The sequence below is a fragment of the Antrihabitans stalagmiti genome (genome assembly GCF_016482825.1).
Classification (GTDB): Bacteria; Actinomycetota; Actinomycetes; order Mycobacteriales; family Mycobacteriaceae; genus Antrihabitans; species Antrihabitans stalagmiti.
Window position 1 is genome coordinate 1 of sequence record NZ_JAEMNV010000012.1, and the last position, 25811, is coordinate 25811.

The window sequence follows — 25811 nt, forward strand, 5'->3', positions numbered from 1 at the left end:
CTCGGTCATCTGACGCTCGACCTCACCAAGCGATACCAAGGCAAACTGCACGACGCAGCCTAAAATGTGTCTCGCATGTATCTAGACACATCTGTGCCACATGTATCTAGACAGCACAGAGGTGCGGCCCTCCGAAAGGACTCACGAGCCGCTTGCGGCCTACTGTGACCCCCGTGCAACTGTTGATGATTCGCCACGGACTCCCGCTGCGGTCGGTCGAGAACGCGGACCCACCCCTCGCCGACCTCGGCGTCGAGCAAGCCCTGCGAGTTCCGGCTGCCATTGCCCGGCACAAGATCGTCCGTGTCGTCAGCAGCCCGCAGCAGCGGGCGCGACTCACGGCAGCGCCGACGGCCGAAAGGCTCGGCCTCGCGGTCGACATCGTCGACGAACTCGCCGAATACGACCACACAATCGGCGCCTACATCCCGATCGAGGACGCCAAGGTCGAGTTTCGTGAGGCCTACGAACGCATCAAAGCCGGCGAGCTGCCCGAGTTCGTCGACCCCGTAGCGTTCAAGAAGCGGGTGATCGATGCGGTGAACGGGATCGTCGCTGCAGCCGAGCACACCGATACCGTCGTCGCGTTCGCGCACGGCGGCGTCATCAATTCCTACCTGCAGAACGTGCTCGGCAACGCGAAGACGTTGGCCTTTCCGATCGAATACTGTTCGGTCACCCGCATCCTCTTCTCGCGCGACGGGAAGCGCACGGTCTCGGCCGTCAACGAGACCGAACATGTCTGGGATCTATTGCCGCGCAACCAGTAGCGCTGCGCGACGAGCACCTGCTACAAGCCGGGGATCCGCCCGTTCCTGAACAGGTCGACGAAGATCTGGTGATCCTCACGCGCGCGAGCACCGTAGGCATGGGCGAAATCGACGAGCATGTCGGGGAACGCATCCTCGTCGACCGCGATCACGTCGTCTATCGCCACCTCGGTGGAGAACGGCACCAGCGAATGCCCGCTCGACGACTCGTCGGCCGCGGCGTGCATGGTCGCCGTCGCGCGGCCGAGGCATTCGACGACCGCATGGAGGTCGGCGGACTCGTTGAGGTCGGTCCAGTCGAGATCGCTTGCGTAGGGGGACACTTCGGCGACGAGCTGACCATGCCCCCGCAACATGGCGTAGCCGAGCCAGGGATCGCTGTGTGCCTGCAGTGCACGTTGCGAGATGACCGTGCGCTGACCTTCGTGTTCGAAGTAGCCGCGGATGTCCGCGTCGGTGACATGCGCCGATACAGCGGGCGTCTGCCCCTGCTTCATGTAGATGACGACGTCGTTTTCGAGTGCGTCGGTCGGACCTTCCAGCAGCAGGTTGTACGACGGCAGTCCGGCGCTGCCGATCCCGATACCGCGCCGACCGACGACGTCCTTGACGCGCAGTGCGCCCGGCCGCGCGCTGTTCGACTCCGGGAGGGTCGGCAGGTACTCCTCGAAGGCTGTGAGCACGTCGCGTCGGGTGTCGTCGTCGAGGAGAAACGCACCGCCGCCGTCACGAAAACGCCGATCGAAATCGGCGATCACGGTTTGGCTGTCCAGCAACGCAACTCGGGTCTGCAGGCGTGCGCTGTGCAAGGTGTCCAAGATCGGGCCCGATGCCGTGTCGAGGGTGAACTCGGCTGCAGCGCCGTCGTGTGCGATTGCCGCGATCTGCTTGCGGTAGGCCTCACCGAGGGTCCGGACGAGCCCGGTGATGGTGCTGTCGGACAACGCTTTCGCGTATCCGATCAGCGCGACGCTCGCCGCCAGCCGCTGTACGTCCCAGGCGAACGCGCCGACATAGGCTTCGTCGAAGTCGTTGACGTTGAAGACGAGTCGGCCTTCGGCGTTGAGATAGGTGCCGAAATTCTCGGCGTGTAGGTCGCCGTGAATCCAGACCCGACTCGTTCGGTCGTTCAGGAACGGAGTGCCGTAGGAGTCGTAGGGCGCGGCTGTCAGGTCGGCATAGAACAGTCCTGCGGTCCCGCGATAGAACGCAAACGGCGTCGCCGCCATCTTTCGGAACTTGACGCGAAATGCTGCGGCATCCGCGGCTAGCAACTCGGCGAACGCGGCATCGAATACCCGCAGGATCTGCTCTGCCCGTTCGGGTTCGCGATCGGCGGCGACAAGCTTCTCGGCCATCTTTCGGACGTTACGCATTTCTGGACAAGAGCGAGGTCGTATGGCATTGTTCACAGTGTCCACAAGTTGATCGGGGAGCAGAGGCGACATGGCATCGAACGAGCAGATCATTCACATCAACGGCGTCGACCTCTGTGTCGAAACCTTCGGTCTTTCCACCGATCCCGCGATCGTTCTGCTCGGCGGCGCGGGTAGCTGCATGCTCTCCTGGCACGAAGATTTCTGCGCAATGCTGGCCGCAGGCGGACGTTTCGTCGTTCGCTACGACAATCGCGATCACGGACGCTCGACCCACTACGAGGTCGGCAACCCGACCTACGACATCGGCGACGTCGTCGACGACGTCATCGGCCTGCTCGATGCCCTGCACATCGAACGCGCGCATGTGGTCGGCGTCTCCGGCGGCGGTGCCGTCGCCCAATTGCTCGCCATCGAGCACGCTGACCGCCTCGCCACAGTCACGCTGTCCTCGACCACCCCTGGCGGCCCAGGTCACGAAACACCCGACCTGCCGCCGATGTCCGAGGCGCTGCGCGCATCCTTCGAAACCGAACAACCCGAACAGGACTGGTCGAACCGCGACGAGACCGTCGCGAGCCTCGTCGACTTCGAACGAATCTTCGGCGCTCAGTCCGTGCCGTTCGACAAGGCTGCGGCCCAACAGTTCTGGGAGCGTGTCTACGACCGATCCGACAGCATCGGCGCCCAGCTGACCAACCCGTTCATGGTCGGTGCAGGCGATCCGTGGCGTGACCGGCTCGCCGACATCACGACCCCGACCCTCGTGCTGCACGGCACGGAAGATCCGATGTTCCCACACGAACACGGGGAGGCTTTGGCGAAGGAAATCCCAGGGGCGCAGTTACTCTCGATGGAGACCGTTGGTCACGAAAACCCGCCGCGGCGGGTATGGGGCGTGGTCGTGCCTGCGATCCTCGAGCACACCGCACATACTCGGAGTTGATCCCGCACGCATACGACGTTCCCGACGCGCGTAGTCGCCGACGAGGGAGTCCTGTTCGGATCCACGATCCTGGCCAGCGGCACCGGCCGAGCAGGTCGAGATCTCGACGACCGGCGACGTTGCGCTGTTCACAGCTCGGATTCCCAGTCGGCAGCTACGATCACAGCATGGTCACACCAGCCTCCTTTAGATCCGCGCGGCCGAAAGGTCCACTGTGACAGTGCAATACCGAGCCCAGCTGCTCGACGAAGCGGTCGCCGAGGACATGGCCGAGTTGACGCGCCTACGCGCGAAGCCCGACATCACCTTCCTCGACACTTTGGATACGCAGCGTGCCGGTCTGGGAAAGCTGATCCCAGCAGCCAGCGCCGAGATTCTCGAGGAGAACCCCCGCTGGGCGTACTACCCCTGGCGCGCAACGGCTGTCGCGATTCTTGGGCCCAAAGGCTTCGAACGTTTGCGACTGGACCGCAACCGCAACAAGATCACGGTGGAAGAGCAGCAGCACTTCCGGACGCTGACGATCGGGGTGATCGGACTCAGCGTCGGTCACGCGATTGCACACACGTTGGCACTCGAGGGACTGTGCGGTGAATTGCGACTGACGGATTTCGACGAGATCGAACTGTCGAACCTCAACCGCATACCCGCGACGTTGCTCGACCTCGACCTCAACAAAGCCGTCGTCGTCGCCCGGCGGATCGCTGAACTCGATCCCTACCTTTCCCTCGTGGTCCACACGGCCGGCGCGACACCAGACAACATCGACGAGTTCAGCGACGGCCTCGACATCATGGTCGAGGAATGCGACTCGCTCGACATCAAAGTGCTTGCGCGACGTGCGGCGTCGAAACGCGGCATACCAATCCTGATGGAGACGTCCGACCGCGGAATACTCGACGTCGAACGCTACGATCTCGATCCCGATCTGCCCTTTTTCAACGGGCTGCTCGGCGACGATTTCGATTTCGGCGCGTTCGCTGACATGCCGACCGCTGAAAAAGTGCCGCACGTCTTACGGATCCTGCCACCATCGCAGTTGTCCTCACGCATGGTTGCGTCGATGCACGAGGTGGGTAAGACGATTTCGACCTGGCCTCAGCTCGGCAGTGACGTCCAACTCGGCGGTGCCACTGTCGCTGCCGCGGTGCGACGGATCGGCCGCGGTGAACCCCTGGAATCAGGGCGGACCAGCGTCGACCTGCACACCGCCCTCGATCGAATTGCCGACCCCCGTCTCGGCGAAGAACATACGCTCGAAGGTGCCTAACTCGGGCTCGGGCCGATCACGCGCTTTTCCAACACCCGCGTCACTTCCTCCGCGGGTGTCGGCGGCGCCAACAGGCGTCCTTGTGCGCGAGTGCAACCCACACTCAGCAGCGTTTCCAACCCGATCTGGGTCTCGACGCCCTCCGCGACAACCGACATGTCGAACGATTCGGCGAGGTCGACGATGGACGTCACGATCGCTAGATCGTCGGGACTGCGACCGAGCTTCTGAATGAAGCTCTTGTCGATTTTCAGCTGGTCGACTTCGAGTTGCTTCAGATGGGTGAACGAGCTGTAACCGGTGCCGAAGTCGTCGATCGCGGTCTGCAGGCCGAGGTGTTTGAGGGCTTCCAAAGTGACTCGAGCCCGGTCGAGGTCCTGCACCAACACATGTTCGGTGATCTCGATACAGAGCGCCTTCGGATCGATCCCGACGTCGTGCACGATCGTCGCCACATCGTCGACAAAATTTACGCTGACGAGCTGGACCGGGGAGACGTTGACCCGCATCCCGAAGTCGTCGTCGATGATGCCGGCGTCGCGCCAGAGCACCCACTGCTCCGCCGCACGGCGCACGACCCACCGGTTGAGGGCGCCCGCGAGATTCGCTGATTCGGCTGTTCCGACGAACGACTCGGGTAACAGCAATCCTCGCGATGGGTGCTGCCATCGAACGAGAGCTTCGACACCGAGAATCCGGCCGGACCTGAGGTCTACTTCCGGCTGGTAGTGCAGTGTGAGGGCGTCGTTCTGTATCGCGGACCCAAGATGGAACTCGACGTCGTCGCGCAATGCGTGCAGCTTGCGCATCTCGTCGGTGAACATGGCAACTTCGTTGCCGCCTGCCGCCTTTGCGGCGAGCATGGCCTGATCAGCGCGCCGCAAGATGTCGCTTGCGGTGTCTCCCGGTTCGGCCACGGTCACACCGATGCTGACGGTCCGGCTCACGGGTTCTGCTCCGATGGAAACGCGTGCACTGACGAGCCTACGCAAGCGTTCGGCTTGCTTAGACGCAATTTCGAATGACATCGCCTGTGCGGGAACAACAATGAACTCGTCGCCGCCGAGTCGCGCGATCATGTCTCGCGGCTCGCTGTGATCCTTGAGGCGTTTCGCGATGACGCGGATGAACCGATCTCCCGCGTCGTGACCGAGAAAGTCGTTGATTGTCTTGAGCCGGTCGACGTCGAGAAAAAATGCGACAGTGCCGGGCCCCGCCTGCAAACGCTCCTCTAGATGACCGATCAGGGCTCTCCGATTGGAGAGATTGGTCAGGTCGTCGTGCAACGTTGAATAGATCAACGATTCTTCGGCTTCTATGCGACTTTTCAGCTGGGTCAGCATCGAGGCAATTGCGTTCATGGCCTCCAGCTCGTCGGCCGTGAAGACCATATCTCCGAACTTGGTGAGCGAAACGAATCCCACAGGCCGGGGTCCAACAACCAACGGCGTGGCCAGGACGGAGGCTCCGGTAAGGGCCGCGACGGCTTCCTCACCCCAGGCAAGGCGCGCGACCTCACGGACCTGTTCCTGGTAGCGCTTCGCGGAGCCGTCGCCGGGGCGCACCGCGAACGGTACGACGGAGTGCTCGGTTTGCGCGAAGACTTCGTCCGCACCCTCGAAATAGACGCAAGCCATAGGGTCCGGGTCCGGGACGATATCGCGAACCGGGCTCTCGGCGACCATCAGCGACGCACGGATCGTGTGGTCGGTGTAGCGCAGACAGGTGTGGTCGACGCCGAAGAATTCACGCAGGTCGTGCAGGATTTCCAAGATTACCGAGATGGCCGTATTGGCCTGAGCGGCCAGCAGACGCTGGCCAATCGAAATTACCAGCTCGCTGAGCTCGGCCGCCGAGGATCGGTCGGCCTCCTGCGCGTGCATCTGCATGGTCGAACTCTTCCATCCGCCAGTGGCTGGGTCAGGCTGTACCTGGCCCTTACTATCATGCCGTGCCCGAAAGCCTAGCGTCGTACGACCTCACGCCACAGACTCGGTTTATCACCACAACTCCGACGGCGTCACCAGCACTCTGGAGTGAATACCTCGCTGGCGCGCTCGAGGGGTACAGACGATTCAACGTCGAATCTGCGCTGAATCTCGAGGAGATCCGTGACGGGACCACGACCGTCCGCTTCTGTGCCGTCGTCGACTTGTCCGGCGCAGTCGTCGGCGGCGCTCGCTACGTGTTGTACGAGACTGCCGAATCGGCTCCAGCGGTACAGATGTGGGAAGGATACGAGGGCTTCGACGATCTCAGAGGGCTTGTCGAGTCGCGGCTCAGCGAAGGAATCGTCGAGTCCAAAGGGGCCTTCGTGCATCCGGATGCGCCCGACAAACGGGATATCGCGAAGGCGATCTCGCGCGCAGTGGTTTTGGTACCGATGGTGACCACGCAGGCCCGTTGGGCTCTCGGTGTTGCCGGCGAGGATCATGCCATCGCCCATTGGCAGAGCACCGGCAGCATCAAGGAACCAACCGACCTTCCCGGCGCTCCTTATCCGGACGCCCGGTATCACGCGACCCCGCTCTGGTGGGACCGGCGAACCTATCTGTCCGTCGCCGATCCGACCCAACGACCACTACTCGAAAGCGAAGCGGCCAGGCTCGCCGCTGCCATCGCTGAGGCCGACTCGAACCGATAATTTGCGGGCATCTTGTTAGGCTGCCGAAAGTGGCCGACCACGAAGGAGGATGGGGACTATCGACGCTCGAAGCACGACCGCGGTGATCAAGGACCCTGCCGACTTCGCGTGGGCGCATTCCACCTTCACAAACAAGCCTGTGGGAGTGGTGCGGCTCGAAACGCGGGAACTAGCCGAGTGGGCTGTTCCGCTGAGCGCGGCAGAAGAACACTCGTCGGTCGACCTTCACCCAGCGGATAGCCACCTTTTCGAGGCGGCCTGCGACGAGGTTCGAGAGACTCGCTCGATCACGTCCGTGAAACTACGGATGCGGCCCTCGGGAATCGGCGCGACGTTTTGGTACGAGTGCGAGACTCGATTGATTCCCCTGAACGACGGTCGTCGGTGGGGCTTACTCGAGATAACGACACCCTGCACGTCGACAGCGGAACCGATCGCGAAGGCAGGGACAGAAGGCCCCCTGGCAAGCAACACACGATAGTCACGGTTGGCCGGTTCATAGGTAGGTAGCCGGGCAAGAAGGGGGACGAGGGGTATTTCCAGCGAACACGGCACGAACGTAACGATCGAGGACCCGGCGGATTTCGCGTGGGCCCACGCCGCCTTGACGAGTAAGCCCGTCGGAGTCGTCGATCTCGTATCGCGGACCATTACCAACTGGGCGATCGTCTTGGTCTCGGTCGAGCAACACTCGTCTGTAGACCTCCACCCGGCAGATCGACACATACTCGAATATGCGTGCAACGAAGTTCGTAGTACGGGCGCAATCGCGGCGTCTGCATTGCGTATGCGGCCCAGCGGGATCGGGGTGACATTTTGGTATGAGTGCGAGACTCGATTGATTCCCGTCAACGACGGCCTCCGTTGGGGGTTGCTCGAGCTGACGACCCCATGCACATCCTCGATCGAACCGGTCGCAAACCCGATGACGCCCTGGCGGTCGGGGATATCCGACGTCACTTCTCCCGTGTCTTGAGCGACTCCGCCTGACGGCTGGCGAATCGCGACGCCGTGTCATCGTCGACGGTGATACGGCCAGCTAGCCACAGGAGATAGGTCCGGTTGTCAGCCGTCCCGGCGTCACCCGTTGATGCCTGCTCGGCGACCTCGGTAAGGAACGATCCGAAGGCGATCTCACCCAGTTCGTGCGGCGTGCGTCCGGGGCCGCCGTTCAGCTCGAAGAATCCGGTTGCGTAGTCGGCAATCAACTTGTCTGCGAACCGAACGAACGCGGCGTACGACTGCTGCAGTTCTGGAAGCAACTCGCCGTGCACGCGAGCCTGCTCGGCGAGACTCTGGCCAAGGCGCCGCTTGAGCTCCCGAACTTCCGCGACATCTCGACCCGGCGTACTCCGGCTGTCCGAGGCGAACGGCGATTGGCCTGCCAACGGTCGGCCGGCCCCTTCCAGGGGGACCGGGTCACCACCCGACCAAGCATGCTCTGCGCTGCCCGGTGTCCACCGAAGTCCCTTGTCGAGCTTTTGGAATACGTGCGTGGATGGCGGCTCCAGGCAAGTGCCCGATTCGTATTTTCGAAGGGTCGGGCCGCTCGGCCCTCCGGCCTCGTGCACGTCGATCTGTCGACGTAATCCTCTGCGTGCCTTCAATATTCGGGCGAATCGCTGCGCCAGCGCGACGGCAGGATCCGTATCCATGCAGGCCAGCATACGCATCGGCGACCGTTCGACTGTCCACTCGACCTGCACGACTGCCATCTCCACCGAATTTTCGTTCATTTTCGTTCAGTTGCGTTGTATTTTCGTTTGAGATACCTTAGCTCGGCAGGCGCACCAGACGGTTTGCTCGCGACGGCGAACCGTCCACCCGGTGAAGGAGGGGGTCACCGGGCGGACTGTTCGCGATCCGGGCAGGCGTCGCAACGGAGTGCCCCAATTCGGGGCGGTGAGCATCCCACCTCGCGCATACCGACCCGAATGGATGCACCCAGATCGCTGCAGCAGGCAAGGGGAGGCCGGTTCGCCGAATGGAGAACATCGACCGTGCGGAATTCGCGCGGCTACGCGAAGAAAATGCGGCGCTCAAACACAAACTCGCCCGCAGCGAAGCCGTTCAGGCAATCCTGGCAGAAGCACTAGAACTCTTCGACGGACTCGCCGTTGGCTCGCCGCCCGAGGAGGAATCCGAGGTCCCGGTCATCCGGTTCGACGCGACCGACTACGCGACCTGGTTGAAACGCACCAAGCTGAACTGACCACGATCACTCCACCTTGCTGCGAGCGCGAATGAAGGACGCGATCTCGCGGGCGGTCACCTCCGGCTGATCCTCCGAAACGCAGGTGTAGGTGTCTTCGATTTCGACGAGGGTTGCGTCGGCGAAGATCTCGGTCCACCGCTGGGCGTGAGCGAACGGGAAGTACGGCGCCTTCCGTGGCCAGAGCAACAGCACCGGTTTCGGAAAGCCCTGCAACGTCTCCGCTGCGGCGATGGTGTCGCGATAGTCGATGGCGCGCAGGAACTTTCCGAGGTCACGACGCACACCCCGGTCGGATACCAGCGGACGGACCCACTCCCGCGTGATCTCGGCGGGTATCGGGTACTTCACCAGCCATCTGAGCGCGAGTCGCTGCACCGCACACAGACGCATCGGCTGCGACCCGACCGTCAGCAACCCGGGAACACGAGCAGCGTATTGCAGAACGCGAATCGACCGCGGCAGAAAGTTGTCGAACGAATCCGACGGGGTCAGCACAACTCGACTGACCCGGTCGCTGCCTCTGGCGATGGCCAACTGCACGACGGCGCCGCCGGTGTCGTTGCCGACCAGGGTCACGTCCCGCAGGTCGAGTGCATCGATGAATTCGAGGACGAGTCGCGCGACGCCGTGCGGACTGATGTCCGCGTCGGGATTCATGGCGACCGTGTGCCCGCCGAGGGGCCAGTCGGGAGTGATGCAGCGATAGTCGGCGCTCAGCGGTCCGACGACCTTTCGCCATAGGCTGCCCGCGACGAAAACTCCGTGAACAAAAACGATCGGCGGACCCTCCCCGGCGTCGCTGTAGCGGATCCGCCCGGCTGACAGTTCGATCTCCGGCATGTGACGCCTCCCTGTCGATGGCTTCGCCGACTCTGAGTCGGTGAACGCTCACTGGTCTCCGAGTATGGTGTCGACCTATGAGCGACGTCAAGCCCAATCGGCGCGAAATGTACGCAGCGCTGACGAAAGCTGCCGTCCTCGACGCGGCGAAGTCGCTCTTCGTCGACAAGGGTTTCACCGCGACCTCGGTGGAAGACATCGCCAGACTTGCTCACGCCAGCAAAGGCGCGGTCTATCACCACTTCAGCGACAAGCAGGCAATCTTCGCCGAGGTATTCCGAACCGCACAGAACGCCGTCCTGCTGCAGGCCCTTCGCTCGATGACCGCCGCCTCGACGCCATGGGAACAGATCGAGACCGGGACACGCGGATTTCTGCGCGAGTGCCTCGCCGACCACGAGGCAATGGCCCTGTTACGTCAGGTGATGGAAGTGCTCGGCTGGGATCGGGTCCGCGCGATCGACGAAGAAGCCGCGATGCCGTTCCTGCGCGCAACGCTTGCCGAACTCGTCAAGACCGGGGAGATTCGAGACGTCCCACTCGAAGCGGCCGCCGAGCTGATCTACAGCGTTTACTGCAACGCCATTCTCTATGTGGCCGCCGCTGCCGATCCGGAGCGTGCGACAGCCGAGATGGAGAAAGTCATCTTCGTGATGCTGGACGGTTTCAGGAACGCACCCTCGCGCGATTGATCCACACAATCCGGACCGGGTAGCGCTGATGACGCACGAGAGTGAGTTATTCGCGCAAGGATTGTCGGGTGATCATCGACTGCGCGTTGTACCGCGACGGCCGACGCCAGCATCGGGACAAAATGGCTCTCAGCGACGCCGCTCGTCGATGTACCGAGGGCGGCTTCGTCTGGCTCGGTCTGTTCGAGCCCGACCAGAGCGAACTAGCCGAAGTGGCAGCGGCGTTCGGACTCCACGAGCTCGCTGTCGAGGATGCCCAGACCTTCCACCTGCGACCCAAGGTCGAAGAGTACGAGGAAGGCTTTCATCTCGTCATCCTCCGGACGGCACGCTACGACCCCGCGAAATCTGAAGTCGAGTTCGGTGAGATCAGCGTGTTCATCGGCCACAACTTCGTCATCACAGTTCGTCAAGGTGCGGCGAGCGAATTGCACGGTGCCCGCGAGCGTCTCGAATCGCGGCCGAAACTGCTCGGCCTCGGCACGCAATCGGTGTTGTGGGCGATCCTCGATCAGGTCATCGACAGCTACACCCCCGTGGTCGCCGAACTGGAGAAGGACATCGACGAGGTCGAAGCACTCGTCTTCTCCGGTGCCGTCGCACCGACCGAGCGGATCTACTTTCTTCGCCGCGAAGTCAGCGATTTCTGGCGGGCAGTGCACCCGTTGCTCTCCGCGACGACGATCCTCGAACGCGGCCGATGGGCCGAAGAACTGACACCGTACTTTCGCGACGTGCGGGATCACCTGCACCTCGTCAACGAGGAGGTCACAGCGCAACGTGAACTCCTCGCGACGATCCTCGAGGCGAACATGGCTGTGATCTCCGTCGAGCAGACCAAGGTCAGCGTGCGGCAAAGCGCGTTTATGGAGCAGTTGACGATCATGTCGACCGTCTTTCTGCCGCTGACGTTCGTGACCGGCTTCTTCGGCCAAAATTTCGAATGGCTCGTCGGAAACGTAGCCAGCGCAACAGCATTCGTCGTCTTCGGCCTCGGTGGTCTCGCGATCCCGTGCGTCGGGCTCTACACGTGGTTCCGAATGCGAATGGCCAGACGACGTGCGACGCTACCGGTGGCTCAGCACGTTCACGACCCTGCCGTCCGGATCGCGAACGAAGAACCTGCGGACGCCCCACGGTTCGTCGGTCAACGGGTGCACGATCGGTAGACCGGACGCGACGGCAGCATCGTAGGCGAGGTCCACATCGTCGACCTCGACGGAGATCTCCGGCGATACCGCTGCGGAGGCATCCTCGGTGATCAGGTTCAGCTGGGCGGTCGGGTGGGTCGGACTTGCCAGCGTCGCAACCCATTCGAGGTCCATGACTACCTCGAGTCCGAGGACCGAGACGTAGAACTCCTTGGCTGCGCCGGCGTCCCGGGTCGGCAGGTTCGGAAGTATTCGACGGACGTTGCACTGTGCTGAAGTCATGCCCCGAGTCTGCCGGTCCGCGCGGCCGCCTGGCTTGGACGAATGAGCGTTCGCCTATTCCGGCGCCTGATGCCTGCCGCCGCTGCCGGAAGCCGGGACCGGCGGACCGCCGAACTGGTCGACCGTGAACGGCGTCGAATCGGGTGCCGACGAAGGTGCCGCCGGAGCGGCACCCCGACCGAGCACTCGCACGATCAGAGCGCCGAGCACCAGACCGAGAACGAACGCGACGACGATCCAGACCCACATCTGCCCGAACAGATACATCATGACGCTGCCCTCCTAGAGAACTATGACTTCGACGCGACGGTTTGCCGACTGGCCCGCGGACGTATCGTTCGGCGCAACAGGCCTACTCGTTCCGTAGCCGACCGCATCGATCCGCTCGGGTGCAATCCCGAGTCGGATCAGCTCGTTTCGCACCGCTCCGGCCCGCTGATCACTGAGTGCCTGAGCATTCGGATCCGGACCCGGGGTATCTGCAATATGGCCTGCGACCTGCACACGAACCTCCGACACCGATCGCAACACGTCGGCCACCTGCGCAATCGTCGCTGTGCCTACCGCGGTCAATCGATTGGAGTCGGGCGCGAACGTGATCGGCGCCGCGGCAAGCGCACCGTTGATCTGCTGCTGCACTGCAACCTTGTCGGGCCCCGGCGGTGCGGGCGGCGGCGCCAACGGCGTGGCCGGTTCGGTGGTGGAAGTACTCGGGACATCGGTGGTCGAACCGCTGGTTGTGGGTGTGGCGGTCGCAGCTGCGTCATCGGCGTTCACCGCAACCGTTCTGACGCCGTCGACACCTCCCACGACCGTTTCCGCGGTCTGCACCTGGTCGGCTGCCACTCCCCTGACCGTCGCGTCGCGGCCGTCGAACGACACGACGGCATCGGCGAGACCGGCCTCCGCGAGTGCCGCTTCGCTTCGCGATCCGAGGTCGTCCTGCACCGACTCGCGGCCGACGAAAACCGCAAGGGCGGCAAGTAGCAACGGCACGACGACCGCTGTGGCAAGCAGCGCCAGCCACGGGAATCGGTGTCGAACCGTCCTTGCACCGGGTTCGGTCCTATCGAACGAGGTGCCGGACATATCGCTCCAAAGCTCTATCGGGACAGCCGTCCTATAGGGCGACTCGGTGTCGATGCTTGCACTCCGCAACGCCGGACGGCCATTCGAACCGCAATACCTACTACAACCGTTATCTGCCCGATTCCGGACGGTGTCACACCTATTCCTTCTCCGACAGCGGTCGCAGGCCCATCGGATTGCCGGTCATGAACCCGCCGCCTGCCGCGATGGCCTGCACAAACGGTGCTATGAGGTCGACGAGCCGTTCCGTGTCGACCGGACCGAGCTCGTCCCACGGCGCCAGCGATCCGCGATCGGTGCGCTCCTCCACCCAGCGACGAAGCTCACTACCCGACGGGGTCAGGGTGGCGTCGTCGGCAAGCAAGCCGCGCCCGTGCAGACGCGCCGCCGCAGCCGCCCATTCCTCCTCGGACCAGGCACGCGAGGTACGCAACCGATCGGGTTCGACGTTGCCTTCCGCAGCAAACATGACGAGTGTTTCGCACGGATCCAGCTCCGCGGTGACGAGCGCGGCGATATGCGCGTCGCCGCGGGATTCGCGCAGCAGCGTCTGGGCCTGCCACAGCGCAAGGTGTGGTTCCGCGGGGGTGGGAAGCGCGGCGTTGGCAGCAGCCAACGGTCGGCCTGCGGTCTGAGCCCCAGCGCTGGCCCGGCCCGCCAGTTCGGCAGCCTCGGCAAGCTCCGCCGATTCGATCACCTCGTCACCGAGAAACCGACGCAATGCGCCGTCCACACCGCGCAGACGCGCCTCGACGAACTGCTCCGGCGTCGCGATCTGCCACACGTCGGGAACCGCCCGCGCGGCGCGCGACGGGTGGAAGTTGTAGAAGGTTGCCGTGACGACCTCGGACGTCACGGGTCCGAGCGGCGCAGCCCGAAAGCCGAAGTAGCCCATCCACCAGCCCTTGCAGCCGAGCGCATCGGAGGCGGCTTTCGATTCGGGCGCAAAGTAGGTCACGGCATGAAACGGCTCCAGCGCCCGCCACATCTTTCTGGCGAGCGCTGGACCTGGCAAATCGTTGCGCGGAGACATGGTCCCCACGGTATAACTCGCGGAAACTACGCCGCGTCGCGCAACCAGTTGCGCATCCACCTCGTCGCCGACGTACCCGAACCGTCGACGCTGTAATTGCGGTAGTCGGTGTGGACCTGCGAGCGGTAGAACTGCTCGAGCTGCTCGGCGCGCTTCTCGTTGGCCGGATCGCTCAGCTGGCTCTGCAGCAGCGGAATGCCGCCCGACAACATCAGATCGTTGAAGATCGCGAGCGCTTCCTGCGTGTAGCGCGAGAACTGCGCTGGGCTCGGGTCCGACGACTGCGCGAGGAAACCGGCGAAGCGGGTGACGAAATCGTCCTTGGGGGTCGAGCAGTACAGATCGCCGATCGCGCAGATCGTGCGAGTCTGCGAGCTTGACAGACCGAAGCCGCCGATGCGGGGTCCGCCTGCGCCGTTACCCGGAACGAACGGACCGACCAGTGCGTCGGACTCGGACCGACGAGGGTCGGAGATCAAGCCGACGGCAGCGAGTTTCGTCGGCGGAATCACGCCTAGACCGGTACCGATCTCGGCTGCGAGGTCACCCGCGGCGTCGGCACCCTGGCTGTAGCCGAGGAGGGCAATTCGGGTGTTGCCACACCGCTGAGCCATCGCTTGAATGAGGCCACGGCCGTTGTCGGTCGCCTGCTTCTTGGAGCGTCCGTACACCTCGGACTCCCACGGGAAGGCCGTCGCCGCGTAGCTGACGTAGTCGACCTGGACGTTCGACGGCAATCCGTCGGTTGCGTCGGAGAGCATTCCCGGACCGGGCGCCCTACCGGTCGTGGTCTCCCACGTTCCCGGAATGGCGACGACGTACAGGCTCGGGCAGGCCGGATCGGCTTGTGCGACAGCACCTCCCACAACACCACCTGCGACGACGCCGGAGGCGGCGACAACCGCACCCAACAGTGCTGCAATGATTTTCGAACGCATCTTTCCTAGCTCCCCGGAGTCCAGTACCTATTTCGTGATGACGGCGCCGATGCTGTCATGTTCGGATGTCGAATCGATGCACGATCGGTAAACGAAAGTTACCCGGTCTCACGAGATCGCGCCAAGCCCACCAGGTTCTAGGTGATCGAGGCCACCAAAGTCTGCAGGTGAACGGCGATCTGCTCGGCGGTCCAGCCGTGTGCCTCCGCGATGCCACGAGCAATCGTGTCGAGGTAGGCGGGCGCTGGCTCGGTGCAGACAACCGCCGACCTGCCGACCGAACTCGTGAACGTAAGCAGTGGGACTCCGTCGTGGGTGCCGAGGTCGAGCAGCTTGTCGTACACGGGAGGTTCCTGGGCGTGGACATCGTCGAACTGTTGGCTCGTCAGTAAGTACGCGCGCGCAGGCGTCCGACCGTCGAGCGTCGGGTCGTAGTACGCCCGACCCCCACCCCAGGTCTGGGATTCCCCAGCGAAGAAGACGGTGCCTGGCAACGTCAGCGGCATGCTCGCTTGCGGCGCACTGCGGTCGCGAGCTCCGGGGTGCGACAGCAAACCGCCTGGCGGGCAACCTCCTTCGAGGTAACACGCCAGGCGATCGGCACACATATTCGAACCGTAGGACACGTACCAGACGCAGTGCCGCGCCGCGGCTCGTGCGTCCTTTACGAGGGCCCTACCTCCGAAAAGACTCACGAGCGGCGGAGCCGCCTCTACCGCTGTGGAGCTGCGGTCGGGAGGATCGGCGACGGCAGAGCCGTCTCGCCGCACAGGAACTTGTCGACCGCTGCCGCGCACGCGCGACCTTCGGCGATAGCCCAGACGATCAACGACTGGCCACGTCCCATGTCGCCGGCAACGAAGACGCCGTCGACGGTGGTCGCCCACTCCTTGGTTCGCGCCACGTTGCCACGGTCGGTGTACTCGACACCGAGGCCGTCGAGCAGCCCCGGCTTCTCGGGACCGACGAAGCCCATCGCAAGCAGGACCAGATCGGCTTCGAGTGTGAAATCGGAGCCTTCGACCTTCTCGAAACGACCCGAGACCATCTTGACCTCGTGCGCCTGCAGGCCCGTGACCTTGCCGTTCTCGCCGACGAACTGCTCGGTGTTGACGGAGAACACCCGCTCGCCGCCCTCTTCGTGTGCCGAGGACACCCGGTACATGAGGGGGTAGGTCGGCCACGGCGTCTGGTCGGCACGCTCTTCCGGCGGGCGCGGCATGATCTCGAACTGATGCACGCTCGCAGCACCCTGACGGTGCGACGTTCCGAGGCAGTCGGCACCGGTGTCGCCGCCGCCGATGATGACGACCTTCTTGCCGCGCGCATGCAGTGGCGGCAGACCGTCTTCGTCGGTGACGTCGTCGCCGAGCTGAACACGATTGGCCCACGGCAGGAATTCCATCGCCTGATGGATGCCGTCGAGATCACGGCCGGGGATCGGCAGATCACGTGCGGCGGTCGCGCCACCAGCGAGGACAACCGCGTCGAACTGCGTCTGCAGGTCGGCTGCGGTGATGTCGACACCAACGTCGACGCCTGCCTTGAAGATGGTGCCCTCGGCTTCCATCTGGGCTAGGCGGCGATCGATGTGGCGCTTCTCCATCTTGAACTCGGGGATGCCGTAGCGCAGCAGACCACCGATGCGGTCGGCCCGCTCGAACACCGTCACCGTGTGTCCGGCACGCGTAAGCTGCTGTGCCGCAGCAAGTCCCGCAGGACCGGACCCGACGACCGCGATCTTCTTACCGGTCAGTCGTGTCGGGTAGACGGGCTGGACCCAACCCTCGTCGAAGGCGCGATCGATGATCTCGACCTCGACCTGCTTGATGGTGACCGGATCCTGGTTGATACCGAGAACGCAGGACGACTCGCACGGCGCCGGACACAACCGACCCGTGAACTCCGGGAAGTTGTTGGTTGCGTGCAAGCGGTCGATCGATTCGCGCCACCGGTCCTTGAAGACAAGGTCGTTCCACTCGGGAATGAGGTTTCCGAGCGGGCAACCGTTGTGGCAGAACGGAATACCGCAGTCCATGCAGCGGCTCGCCTGCGTGCGCAGGGTGTCGGTGGAGAAGTCTTCGTAGACTTCCTTCCAGTCCAAGAGCCGCAGTTCGACAGGCCGACGAACGGGTGTCTCACGGACGGTGTGCTTCAAAAATCCGCTGGGATCACCCACGAGCTGCCTCCATTATCGCTTCGTCTACGTCCTTGCCGTTCTTCTTGGCTTCGGAGATAGCGAGCAGTACCTTCTTGTAGTCGCGCGGCATCACCTTGACGAAGTGGTTCACCTGCTGCGACCAATCGGCCAGAATGCGTTCCGCCACAGCCGAACCCGTCTCGTCACGATGACGGACGACGATGTCGTGCAGCCAGGTGAAGTCGTCACCTGACAGTTCGTCGAGGTCGACCAGCTCCGAGTTCAGGTTCGCCTCGAAAGTCGACTTCGGGTCGTAGATGTAGGCGACGCCACCGGACATGCCGGCACCGAAGTTACGTCCGGTCTCGCCGAGGATGACGACCTTGCCGCCGGTCATGTACTCGCACGCGTGGTCACCGACACCTTCGACGACCGCAGTCGCTCCCGAGTTGCGAACGGCGAACCGCTCGCCTGCGACACCGCGGATGAGGGCTTCACCGTTGGTTGCGCCGAACAGGATGACGTTGCCCGCGATGATGTTGTCCTCGGCGACGAACTCCGGCGGCGCGAACTTCGATGGCCGCACCACCAGGTGGCCGCCCGAAAGTCCCTTGCCGACATAGTCGTTCGCATCGCCGTACACCCGCAGGGTCATGCCGTTCGGCACGAATGCGCCGAAGCTGTTGCCTGCGGACCCGGTGAACGTGATGTCGATCGTGTCGTCGGGGAGTCCGGCGCCACCGTATGCCTTGGTCACCTCGTGGCCGAGCATGGTGCCGACGGTCCGGTTGACGTTGGTGATCTTCGACTCGAAGACCACCTTCTCACCACGATCGAGGGCAACCCTGCTCTGGACGATGAGCTGCTGATCGAGTGCCTTGTCGAGACCGTGATCCTGCGTACCCGTGTTGTACAGGTTCTGGTTCATAAACGCGGTTTCGACGTTTTCGAGGATCGGCGACAAATCGAGCTTCGACGCCTTCCAGTGCTCCTTGGCCTTGGTGAGGTCGAGCAACTCGACCTGACCGACGGCTTCGTTGAGCGTCCGGAAGCCGAACTCCGCGAGGAATTCGCGCACCTCTTCGGCGATGAACATGAAGAAGTTCTCGACGAATTCGGGCTTGCCCGCGAAACGCTTGCGCAACACCGGGTTCTGCGTCGCAACACCGACCGGGCACGTGTCGAGATGACACACACGCATCATGATGCAGCCACTGACGACGAGCGGAGCGGTCGCGAAACCGAACTCCTCGCCACCGAGCAGTGCGGCGACCATGACGTCGCGACCGGTCTTGAGCTGACCGTCGACCTGCACGACGATCCGGTCACGAAGACCGTTGAGCAGCAGCGTCTGCTGGGTCTCGGCGAGGCCGAGCTCCCACGGTGCGCCGGCGTGCTTCATCGAGGTCAACGGCGTTGCACCGGTACCGCCGTCGTGGCCGGAGATCAGGACGACGTCCGCGTGTGCCTTGGAGACACCCGCGGCGACAGTGCCGACCCCGACCTCGGACACGAGTTTCACGTGAATCCGTGCACCGGGGTTGGCGTTCTTCAGATCGTGGATCAGCTGAGCGAGATCCTCGATGGAGTAGATGTCGTGGTGCGGCGGCGGCGAGATCAGACCGACGCCGGGTGTGGAGTGCCTGACCTCGGCGACCCACGGGTACACCTTGTGCGCTGGCAGCTGGCCACCCTCGCCGGGCTTGGCACCCTGGGCCATCTTGATCTGGATGTCCGTGCAGTTGGTCAGGTAGTGCGACGTGACACCGAAGCGTCCCGACGCGACCTGCTTGATCGCACTGCGTCGCCAATCGCCGTTCTCGTCGGGTTCGAAGCGCGACACACTTTCGCCGCCCTCACCGGAGTTCGAACGACCGCCGAGGCGGTTCATCGCGATGGCGAGCGTCTCGTGCGCTTCGGCCGAGATCGAGCCGTAGCTCATCGCACCCGTCGAGAAGCGTTTGACGATATCCGACGCAGGCTCGACTTCCTCGATCGGAATCGACTCGCGGGTCTCGGTCTTGAACCGGAACAACCCACGCAGAGACGCCAACTGCTCCGACTGATCGTCGACGAGCTGGGTGTACTCCTTGAAGATCTGGTACTGCCCGGTGCGGGTCGCGTGCTGCAGCTTGAACACCGTGTCCGGGTTGAACAGGTGGTATTCGCCCTCACGACGCCACTGGTAGTCGCCACCGGTCTCGAGCTCGCGATGCGCGCGTTCCTGCCGGTTCTCCAGGAACGCCGTCGCATGCCTTGCCGCAATATCGGTGGCGATCTCGTCGAGACCGATGCCGCCGAGATGGCTGCGGAGTCCGACGAAGTACTCGTCCACAAGTTCCTGCGACAGGCCGATGACCTGGAACAGCTGTGCACCCGTGTACGACGCGACGGTGGAGATGCCCATCTTGGACATCACCTTCAGCACACCCTTGCCTGCGGCCTTGATGTAGTTGTTCACAGCGGTCTGGAAGTCGATGCCGGTGAGAGCACCACGCTCCACCATGTCTTCGACCGATTCGAACGCCATGTACGGGTTGATCGCCGCAGCACCGAAACCGACCAGCGTCGCCATATGGTGCACCTCGCGGGCGTCACCGGCCTCGATGATCAGACCGACCTTGGTGCGGGTCCGCTCACGAACGAGATGGTGATGGACAGCAGAGGTAAGCAGCAGCGACGGGATCGGCGCCAACTTCTCGTTCGACTCACGGTCCGAGAGCACGATGATGCGCGCGCCACCGTCGATCGCTGCAGAAACCTGAGCACGAATCGCCTCGAGGGAAGCGCGGAGCCCGTCGCCACCTTCGGCGACCGGGTACAGCCCGCGGACGACAACCGAGCGCAGACCTTCCTGAGTTCCGTCGTCGTTGATGTGGACCAGCTTCGACAGGTCGTCGTTGTGCAGGATCGGCTGCGGAAGCACGATCTGCTGACACGCCTCGGGTCCCGGGTTGAGCAGGTCGCCCTCGGGTCCGATCGTGCCGCCGAGGCTGGTGACGACCTCTTCGCGGATCGCATCGAGCGGCGGGTTGGTGACCTGGGCGAACAACTGCTGGAAGTAGTCGAACAGCAGCCTCGGCCGCGTCGACAGAACTGCAACGGGAGTGTCGGTGCCCATCGAGCCGATTGCTTCGGCACCGGTCTTGGCCATCGGCGAGACCAGCAGGTTCAGTTCTTCGTTGGTGTAGCCGAAGATCTGCTGGCGGATCAGCACGCGGTCGTGCGACATGTGCACGTGCGGACGATCGGGCAGGTCGGCGAGTTCGGTCAGACCCTCGTCGAGCCACTGCTGATACGGCTGCTCCGATGCAAGCTGGGCTTTGATCTCGTCGTCGCTGACGATCCGGCCCTGCTCGGTGTCCACGAGGAACATACGACCGGGCTGCAGCCGGACCTTCTTGATCACCTTCGCGGGATCGATGTCGAGAACGCCGACCTCGGACGCCATGACGACGAGTCCGTCGTCGGTGACCCAGATGCGGCTCGGGCGCAGACCGTTGCGGTCGAGCACAGCGCCGACGAGGGTGCCGTCGGTGAAGCAGACCGATGCTGGTCCGTCCCACGGCTCCATCAGCGAGGAGTGGTACTTGTAGAACGCGCGACGAGCCGGGTCCATGCTTTCGTGACGTTCCCACGCTTCGGGGATCATCATCAGGACCGCGTGCGGCAAGCTGCGCCCGCCGAGGTGCAGCAGTTCGAGCACCTCGTCGAAGCGGGCGGTATCACTGGCGCCCGGAGTGCAGACGGGAAAGATCTTCTCGAGCGAGTCCTCGCCGAACACACTGGTCTCGATGAGCGCCTCGCGGGCACGCATCCAGTTCTCGTTGCCGGTGACGGTGTTGATTTCGCCGTTGTGGGCGACACGGCGGAACGGGTGCGCCAGCGGCCACGACGGGAACGTGTTGGTGGAGAAGCGCGAGTGGACCAGGCCCAATGCACTTTCGAGCCGGTCGTCCTGCAGATCCAGGTAGAACGCCTTCAGCTGCGGCGTGGTCAACATGCCCTTGTAGACGAAGGTGCGTCCGGACAGGCTCGGGAAGTAGACGGTCTCGCTGCCGGTGGCACCACGGCCTGCACCGTCGGTACCGAGTTCGTGTTCGGCACGCTTACGGATGACGTAGGCACGACGTTCGAGTTCCATGCCGGTGACAGGGGTGCGCGAACCTGGCTTGGGGCCGATGAAGACCTGCCGGAACGTCGGCATCGCATCGCGGGCAAGGGCGCCGAGTGAGGATTCGTCGGTCGGCACTTCGCGCCAGCCGAGGACAGCCAGGCCTTCTTCGACGACGATCTGCTCGACACCGATAGCGGCCTTGGCCGCTTCTGCACGGGCCTGCGGCAAGAACGCGATACCCGTTGCGTAGGAACCTTCCGGCGGCAGCTCGAAGTCGAGGATCGCTCGGAAGAACGTATCGGGGACCTGCAGCAGAATTCCTGCACCGTCACCGGTATTGGGCTCTGCGCCAGCTGCGCCACGGTGCTCGAGGTTGACCAGGGCCGTGATGGCCTTGTCGACGATGTCTCGGCTGCGCCGTCCGTGCATATCGACGACAAACGCGACACCACACGAATCGTGCTCGTTCGCCGGGTCGTAGAGGCCTTGACGGCCTGGAGGTTGCTTCATACCTAGCCTTCGTATGGCATCGACGACCAGCGGCTCTGATGGTCATCCCAGTGCAGTTATGGCCCTGAGTTCTTCACGCAGGGGCAATGCGGGGTGTCGACACGCGTCACGCGTTCGACACCTCCGATCAGCTTTCGGCCGCTCGGATGCCGGACTACCTGATTCCGGCGTAAGAGGAAACGATAAGTCAGAACAGGGGCCCAGTACCAACTTAGGGCCGCCTTATTACCCGCGCGAGCTGGGGCTACTCGACGCGAGATCGCATTTTGTGCGACCCACGGGCAAGTGTAATGCGCTGTTGTCCCCGCTTCTTACCGTGACTTCGTTAACAAGGACGTCGCGAGGTCGGAGATCAACGGTCGTGGGTCGAAATCCGGCGCAGGCATCGTCAATTGATGGAGGATCGCACCTTCCAGGTAATCCATCAAGATCAGAGCGTGCGCCGCCGGGTCGTCGGACAACTCGACGAGCAGTCCTTCCACCCACTCGACCAGGGTTCGGCGGGCCGTGCGGAACGGCGCTTGCATCGATTCGGTCGTCGCGGATTCGAGCATCAGGGTGTACCGCGCTGTCGTCCGGATTCTGTCCGCACCGACGGAATGCAGTGCCCACGCCGTCGTGGCGTCGATCAACTCGTCGATCGATTGTGGCGTCGGTAACCGACTCAGGCGTTCCCAATCGAGTTTGTCCCGCACGACGAGGCGATCGACCACCCCGACGAGGAGCGCCTCGCGCGTGCGGAAGTAATTGGAAGAGGTTCCAGTCGGGACGCCGGCAACGTCGTCGACACCACGATGGGTCAGTCCTTTACTTCCTCGTGTGCCGAGGACTTCGATCGCTGCGTCGAGGACGATCTCGCGCTTTGTTGCCATATCCGAATACTACATAAGTAGTAGGAACGTAACGACGACGGTGACCACCGACGACGCCTAAGGTGAGCACGGTGAACGATCGCCCCCACACGGCCGGTCGGCCCGCGACCTGGCGCGGAGTCGCGTTGGCGATCGTGATTTTGTTGATTGCCGCGACTGTCGCGGCGACCTGGCAGGCACGGCAGCAGATCCGTGCAGCCCAGGATTCCCGTCTCGCCTACGAGGCGACCCGAATCGACGACGCCCTGGAACAGCGGATGCGTGCGTACTCGCAGATCCTGTTGGGTGGACGCGCACTGTTCCTCGGTTCGCAATCGGTCGAACTCGGCGAGTGGGTGTCCAACGTCGCAGCGCTCAACCTGTCCGAGCGCTATCCGGGCGTCAAATCGCTGTCGTTCGCCCCTGCTGTGCCAGCAGACCGACTCGACGCTTTCGTCGCCGACGTTCGACGCAAGCCTGTGCCGCCCGAGTTTCCCGAGCCGAAGGTGTTCACCGAGTTCACGCCGCGCTCGCCGACCGGCATTCCGTCGTCGCCGCCGGTGCACTCGCCAATTCTGTATGTGGCACCGATGACACCGGAAAACGTTCGGGTTGTCGGCGTCGACATGATGCAAGACCCGACGCGCCGCGCTGCGATGGAAAAGGCCGCCTCCACCAACAGGACGACGCTCACCCCCAAGTTGCGGCTGGCCGGAGAGGTGGACGAGTCCGCCGGTTTCATCGTCTATCTCGCGGTCAAGCGGAAGGGCGAGCTGCTCGGCTGGCTCACCGCCGCCTTCCGGGCCGAGGAATTTATGGGCGGACTTCTCGGCGACGCGCGGCCGCCCATCGATTTCGACATCAGGGACGACTCGGGCGAATTGCTCTATTCCACCGCAGGTATCTACGCCGACGGCGCACCCCGCCCGTTGCCCGACTCCGACGGTCGGCCGTCCCTCACAAGGGCGCCGAACCTGTCCGGGTATCCATGGACGGTTCGGTACGTAGCCTCTCCCACGTTTGCGACGACCGCGGACAAAGTGACGCCATGGGCGACGGCAATCGCGGGTGGCCTCGTCACTCTGCTTGTCCTCGCGGTCACACTCACCGGCGCTGGTTGGCGCCGCGAAGCTCTTCGTCTCGCGTCGCAGACCGAGGCTCTGCAGAAGTCGGAAGCTGCCGTTCGGCACCTTGCCACACACGATCCGCTGACCGGGCTGCCGAACAGAATGCTGTTTCTCGAACGCCTCGAGTCCGCGCTGCAATCGATAGAGCCCACTGCCGGATTCACGCTTGCATACGTTGATATCGACGGGTTCAAGGCTGTCAACGACACGTACGGCCACCGCGCGGGCGACGAGTTGCTGCAGGCGATCGCCGGACGTCTGCTTTCGCGGGTCCGTGACACCGATACCGTCGCGCGGATCGGCGGCGACGAGTTCGCGATTCTCATCGTCGACGACAAGTCTGGCGGCGATGCTGCGGACATTGCCGGCGATATAGGCAACGACGTCGTGGCTCGGCTCGGCGAGCCGTACGCCCTGGAAGCGATCGAGGATGGCACGACCGTGTCGATAGGTGCGAGCGTCGGTATGGCGTTGTATCCGTGCGACGGAAGCGTCGGCGACGACCTCGTCCATGCGGCCGATTCTGCGATGCTGCGAGCCAAACGGTCCGGCCGAGGACGCGCAGCCCTGGCAGGTTCGGAGCAGTTGCCGAGCTCACTCTGACACCGCACTACAGACGATGCACTACATCGGTAGTGTTTTCACTACAAAAGTAGTAGCTTGGTCTGCATGACCAGATCAGCAGCAATCATCGGCGGCGGCATCGGCGGACTCGCCACCGCCAACTACCTCCACCAGCACGGCTGGACCGTCGACGTCTTCGAACGCGCCGACGCACTACCGACGACGGGAACCGCTCTCGGCATGTGGCCGGGCGCACTGACCGCACTCGATGCCATCGGGCACGGAGACGCCGTCCGCTCGATCGGAAGCCGGCAACAGCACGGCGAGTTCCAGCGCCCGGACGGTTCCGTCATCGCCAACATCACCACCAGCGAAGGCACGTCGGTACTGATATCCCGACCACCGCTGCTCGCCACCCTGGCGAGCGGCCTCCCTGATGGGGTCGTGAAGTTCTCCACCACGATCGAGTCCGTCGCCGACCTCGGTGGGTACGACGTGATCGTCGGAGCGGACGGAGTGAACAGCCGCGTCCGGACCGCGGTCGTCGGGAGCCGCGTAGATCCGATCTACGTCGGCGTCAGCGCACTGGTCGGTCGGGCCCCGGGCACGACGGATACGGTCGCCGAAACCTGGGGTGAAGGCAAGATCTTCGGCGTCACGCCACGCGACGGCGACCTGACGAACTGGTTCGCCGCATACAGAGAGGATCCCGACGTTGAACCGCCGGCGGAACCTCTCGAATTTCTCCGGGAGTATTTCGGCCATTGGCACGCCGAGGTCACGGACACCCTCGACCGTATCGACGCGACGTCGATCATTCACTACCGGATCAAGCGGATGCCGAAACTGCGGTCCTACTTCAGCGGGAACACAGTGCTCGTCGGCGATGCAGCCCACGCGATGCCGCCCAACCTCGGCCGCGGTGCCTGCGAAACGCTGATCGACTCCATCGCACTCGGGCGCGCACTCGACGAGCATGGCGTCGAGAAGGGTCTGCGGCGGTACGACTCGGAGCGACGTAAAGCGACCCAGAAACTGGTGACGGGCGCGACGTTGATGAATCACGTCGCCATGAGCACCCGCTTCACCGGGGCACGCGACGTAGCGCTGCGGATAGCGACGCGGTTTGCATGAGGCGCCGAAATTCAGCACGCAGACAACCTCCAGCATGCGCCAAGTAGGTGTTTACGCGCACTAACAGGCACTGTGAAGCTGCCCACAAGACAGTTCGATGACTTCTGCCTCGGGATTGCACC

Annotated in this window: 22 protein-coding genes; 9 read left to right on the plus strand and 13 right to left on the minus strand. The window is 63.6% G+C overall.

Going from position 1 to position 25811, the window contains the following annotated elements; all coding sequences use genetic code 11:
* Window positions 1–173 precede the first annotated feature (173 nt).
* Window positions 174–770 carry a histidine phosphatase family protein gene (locus tag JGU71_RS26680; RefSeq protein WP_199708030.1) on the plus strand — a complete coding sequence of 199 codons (597 nt, stop codon included), beginning with the start codon at window positions 174–176 and terminating at the stop codon, window positions 768–770.
* Window positions 771–790: 20 nt separating this feature from the next.
* Here the strand turns inward: JGU71_RS26680 and JGU71_RS26685 are convergent, their stop codons facing one another.
* Window positions 791–2128 (minus strand): DUF2252 domain-containing protein, encoded by a 1338-nt coding sequence (locus tag JGU71_RS26685; RefSeq protein WP_199708032.1) that lies wholly within the window; start codon window positions 2126–2128, stop codon window positions 791–793.
* A gap of 88 nt (window positions 2129–2216) precedes the next feature.
* On the opposite strand from JGU71_RS26685, the gene JGU71_RS26690 reads away from it, so the two are divergent.
* Window positions 2217–3092 (plus strand): alpha/beta fold hydrolase, encoded by an 876-nt coding sequence (locus tag JGU71_RS26690; RefSeq protein WP_199708034.1) that lies wholly within the window; start codon window positions 2217–2219, stop codon window positions 3090–3092.
* A 214-nt stretch (window positions 3093–3306) separates the two neighbouring features.
* Window positions 3307–4362 (plus strand): Rv1355c family protein, encoded by a 1056-nt coding sequence (locus JGU71_RS26695; protein WP_307829906.1) that lies wholly within the window; start codon window positions 3307–3309, stop codon window positions 4360–4362.
* On the opposite strand, the gene JGU71_RS26700 is transcribed toward JGU71_RS26695, so the two are convergent.
* A complete protein-coding gene (locus JGU71_RS26700) occupies window positions 4359–6251 on the minus strand; it encodes a putative bifunctional diguanylate cyclase/phosphodiesterase (RefSeq protein WP_233530162.1) in 1893 nt (630 codons plus the stop codon). The two genes, JGU71_RS26695 and JGU71_RS26700, sit on opposite strands and share 4 nt — an antisense overlap.
* 62 nt (window positions 6252–6313) lie before the next feature.
* On the opposite strand from JGU71_RS26700, the gene JGU71_RS26705 reads away from it, so the two are divergent.
* On the plus strand, window positions 6314–7006 hold the full coding sequence (locus JGU71_RS26705; protein ID WP_199708035.1) for a hypothetical protein: 693 nt from the start codon (window positions 6314–6316) through the stop codon (window positions 7004–7006).
* Between the two features lie 956 nt (window positions 7007–7962).
* Here the strand turns inward: JGU71_RS26705 and JGU71_RS26710 are convergent.
* Window positions 7963–8661: a helix-turn-helix domain-containing protein gene (locus JGU71_RS26710; RefSeq protein WP_199708037.1), complete on the minus strand. Its 699-nt coding sequence runs from the start codon at window positions 8659–8661 to the stop codon at window positions 7963–7965.
* 329 nt (window positions 8662–8990) lie between these two features.
* Between JGU71_RS26710 and JGU71_RS26715 the strand changes: the two genes are divergently transcribed.
* A complete protein-coding gene (locus JGU71_RS26715; RefSeq protein ID WP_199708039.1) occupies window positions 8991–9218 on the plus strand; it encodes a hypothetical protein in 228 nt (75 codons plus the stop codon).
* 6 nt (window positions 9219–9224) lie between these two features.
* On the opposite strand, the gene JGU71_RS26720 is transcribed toward JGU71_RS26715, so the two are convergent.
* A complete protein-coding gene (locus tag JGU71_RS26720; RefSeq protein ID WP_199708042.1) occupies window positions 9225–10061 on the minus strand; it encodes an alpha/beta fold hydrolase in 837 nt (278 codons plus the stop codon).
* A 77-nt stretch (window positions 10062–10138) separates the two neighbouring features.
* On the opposite strand from JGU71_RS26720, the gene JGU71_RS26725 reads away from it, so the two are divergent.
* Window positions 10139–10753 (plus strand): TetR/AcrR family transcriptional regulator, encoded by a 615-nt coding sequence (locus JGU71_RS26725; protein WP_199708045.1) that lies wholly within the window; start codon window positions 10139–10141, stop codon window positions 10751–10753.
* Window positions 10754–10821: 68 nt separating this feature from the next.
* A complete protein-coding gene (locus JGU71_RS26730) occupies window positions 10822–11922 on the plus strand; it encodes a magnesium and cobalt transport protein CorA (RefSeq protein WP_199708047.1) in 1101 nt (366 codons plus the stop codon).
* Here JGU71_RS26730 and JGU71_RS26735 read toward each other — a convergent pair.
* From JGU71_RS26735 to JGU71_RS26775, 9 genes are all read right to left on the minus strand, one after another.
* The gene (locus JGU71_RS26735; RefSeq protein ID WP_199708050.1) at window positions 11821–12186 is read right to left on the minus strand and encodes a VOC family protein; all 366 of its coding nucleotides are present in this window, start codon (window positions 12184–12186) and stop codon (window positions 11821–11823) included. The genes JGU71_RS26730 and JGU71_RS26735 overlap by 102 nt on opposite strands.
* Window positions 12187–12240: 54 nt before the next feature.
* On the minus strand, window positions 12241–12456 hold the full coding sequence (locus JGU71_RS26740; protein WP_199708053.1) for a hypothetical protein: 216 nt from the start codon (window positions 12454–12456) through the stop codon (window positions 12241–12243).
* Between the two features lie 12 nt (window positions 12457–12468).
* A complete protein-coding gene (locus JGU71_RS26745) occupies window positions 12469–13275 on the minus strand; it encodes an OmpA family protein (RefSeq protein ID WP_199708055.1) in 807 nt (268 codons plus the stop codon).
* Between the two features lie 139 nt (window positions 13276–13414).
* Window positions 13415–14308: an SCO6745 family protein gene (locus tag JGU71_RS26750; protein ID WP_199708058.1), complete on the minus strand. Its 894-nt coding sequence runs from the start codon at window positions 14306–14308 to the stop codon at window positions 13415–13417.
* Window positions 14309–14334: 26 nt separating this feature from the next.
* Window positions 14335–15246 carry a cutinase family protein gene (locus JGU71_RS26755; protein ID WP_199708062.1) on the minus strand — a complete coding sequence of 304 codons (912 nt, stop codon included), beginning with the start codon at window positions 15244–15246 and terminating at the stop codon, window positions 14335–14337.
* 137 nt (window positions 15247–15383) lie between these two features.
* Complete coding sequence (locus JGU71_RS26760) at window positions 15384–15854, minus strand: hypothetical protein (RefSeq protein WP_199708065.1); 471 nt, start codon at window positions 15852–15854, stop codon at window positions 15384–15386.
* 104 nt (window positions 15855–15958) lie between these two features.
* Window positions 15959–17425, minus strand: a complete 1467-nt coding sequence (locus tag JGU71_RS26765) for a glutamate synthase subunit beta (protein ID WP_199708068.1) — start codon at window positions 17423–17425, stop codon at window positions 15959–15961.
* The gene (gene gltB, locus JGU71_RS26770; RefSeq protein WP_199708070.1) at window positions 17418–22013 is read right to left on the minus strand and encodes a glutamate synthase large subunit; all 4596 of its coding nucleotides are present in this window, start codon (window positions 22011–22013) and stop codon (window positions 17418–17420) included. The genes JGU71_RS26765 and gltB overlap by 8 nt, the downstream gene beginning before the upstream one ends.
* A 311-nt stretch (window positions 22014–22324) precedes the next feature.
* Window positions 22325–22885, minus strand: a complete 561-nt coding sequence (locus tag JGU71_RS26775) for a TetR/AcrR family transcriptional regulator (protein ID WP_199708073.1) — start codon at window positions 22883–22885, stop codon at window positions 22325–22327.
* A gap of 71 nt (window positions 22886–22956) precedes the next feature.
* On the opposite strand from JGU71_RS26775, the gene JGU71_RS26780 reads away from it, so the two are divergent.
* Complete coding sequence (locus JGU71_RS26780) at window positions 22957–24594, plus strand: CHASE domain-containing protein (protein ID WP_199708085.1); 1638 nt, start codon at window positions 22957–22959, stop codon at window positions 24592–24594.
* A gap of 66 nt (window positions 24595–24660) precedes the next feature.
* Window positions 24661–25689: an FAD-dependent oxidoreductase gene (locus JGU71_RS26785; RefSeq protein WP_199708088.1), complete on the plus strand. Its 1029-nt coding sequence runs from the start codon at window positions 24661–24663 to the stop codon at window positions 25687–25689.
* Window positions 25690–25811: the final 122 nt, after the last annotated feature.

Coding starts and splice junctions, on each gene's coding strand:
- gltB (WP_199708070.1), bottom strand. CDS start 22,013: ATGAAGCAACCTCCAGGCCGTCAAGGCCTCTACGACCCGGCGAACGAG.
- JGU71_RS26740 (WP_199708053.1), bottom strand. CDS start 12,456: ATGATGTATCTGTTCGGGCAGATGTGGGTCTGGATCGTCGTCGCGTTC.
- JGU71_RS26690 (WP_199708034.1), top strand. CDS start 2,217: ATGGCATCGAACGAGCAGATCATTCACATCAACGGCGTCGACCTCTGT.
- JGU71_RS26700 (WP_233530162.1), bottom strand. CDS start 6,251: ATGCAGATGCACGCGCAGGAGGCCGACCGATCCTCGGCGGCCGAGCTC.
- JGU71_RS26785 (WP_199708088.1), top strand. CDS start 24,661: ATGACCAGATCAGCAGCAATCATCGGCGGCGGCATCGGCGGACTCGCC.
- JGU71_RS26685 (WP_199708032.1), bottom strand. CDS start 2,128: ATGGCCGAGAAGCTTGTCGCCGCCGATCGCGAACCCGAACGGGCAGAG.
- JGU71_RS26715 (WP_199708039.1), top strand. CDS start 8,991: ATGGAGAACATCGACCGTGCGGAATTCGCGCGGCTACGCGAAGAAAAT.
- JGU71_RS26735 (WP_199708050.1), bottom strand. CDS start 12,186: ATGACTTCAGCACAGTGCAACGTCCGTCGAATACTTCCGAACCTGCCG.
- JGU71_RS26725 (WP_199708045.1), top strand. CDS start 10,139: ATGAGCGACGTCAAGCCCAATCGGCGCGAAATGTACGCAGCGCTGACG.
- JGU71_RS26720 (WP_199708042.1), bottom strand. CDS start 10,061: ATGCCGGAGATCGAACTGTCAGCCGGGCGGATCCGCTACAGCGACGCC.
- JGU71_RS26760 (WP_199708065.1), bottom strand. CDS start 15,854: ATGTGTGCCGATCGCCTGGCGTGTTACCTCGAAGGAGGTTGCCCGCCA.
- JGU71_RS26750 (WP_199708058.1), bottom strand. CDS start 14,308: ATGTCTCCGCGCAACGATTTGCCAGGTCCAGCGCTCGCCAGAAAGATG.
- JGU71_RS26775 (WP_199708073.1), bottom strand. CDS start 22,885: ATGGCAACAAAGCGCGAGATCGTCCTCGACGCAGCGATCGAAGTCCTC.
- JGU71_RS26755 (WP_199708062.1), bottom strand. CDS start 15,246: ATGCGTTCGAAAATCATTGCAGCACTGTTGGGTGCGGTTGTCGCCGCC.
- JGU71_RS26745 (WP_199708055.1), bottom strand. CDS start 13,275: ATGTCCGGCACCTCGTTCGATAGGACCGAACCCGGTGCAAGGACGGTT.
- JGU71_RS26710 (WP_199708037.1), bottom strand. CDS start 8,661: ATGGATACGGATCCTGCCGTCGCGCTGGCGCAGCGATTCGCCCGAATA.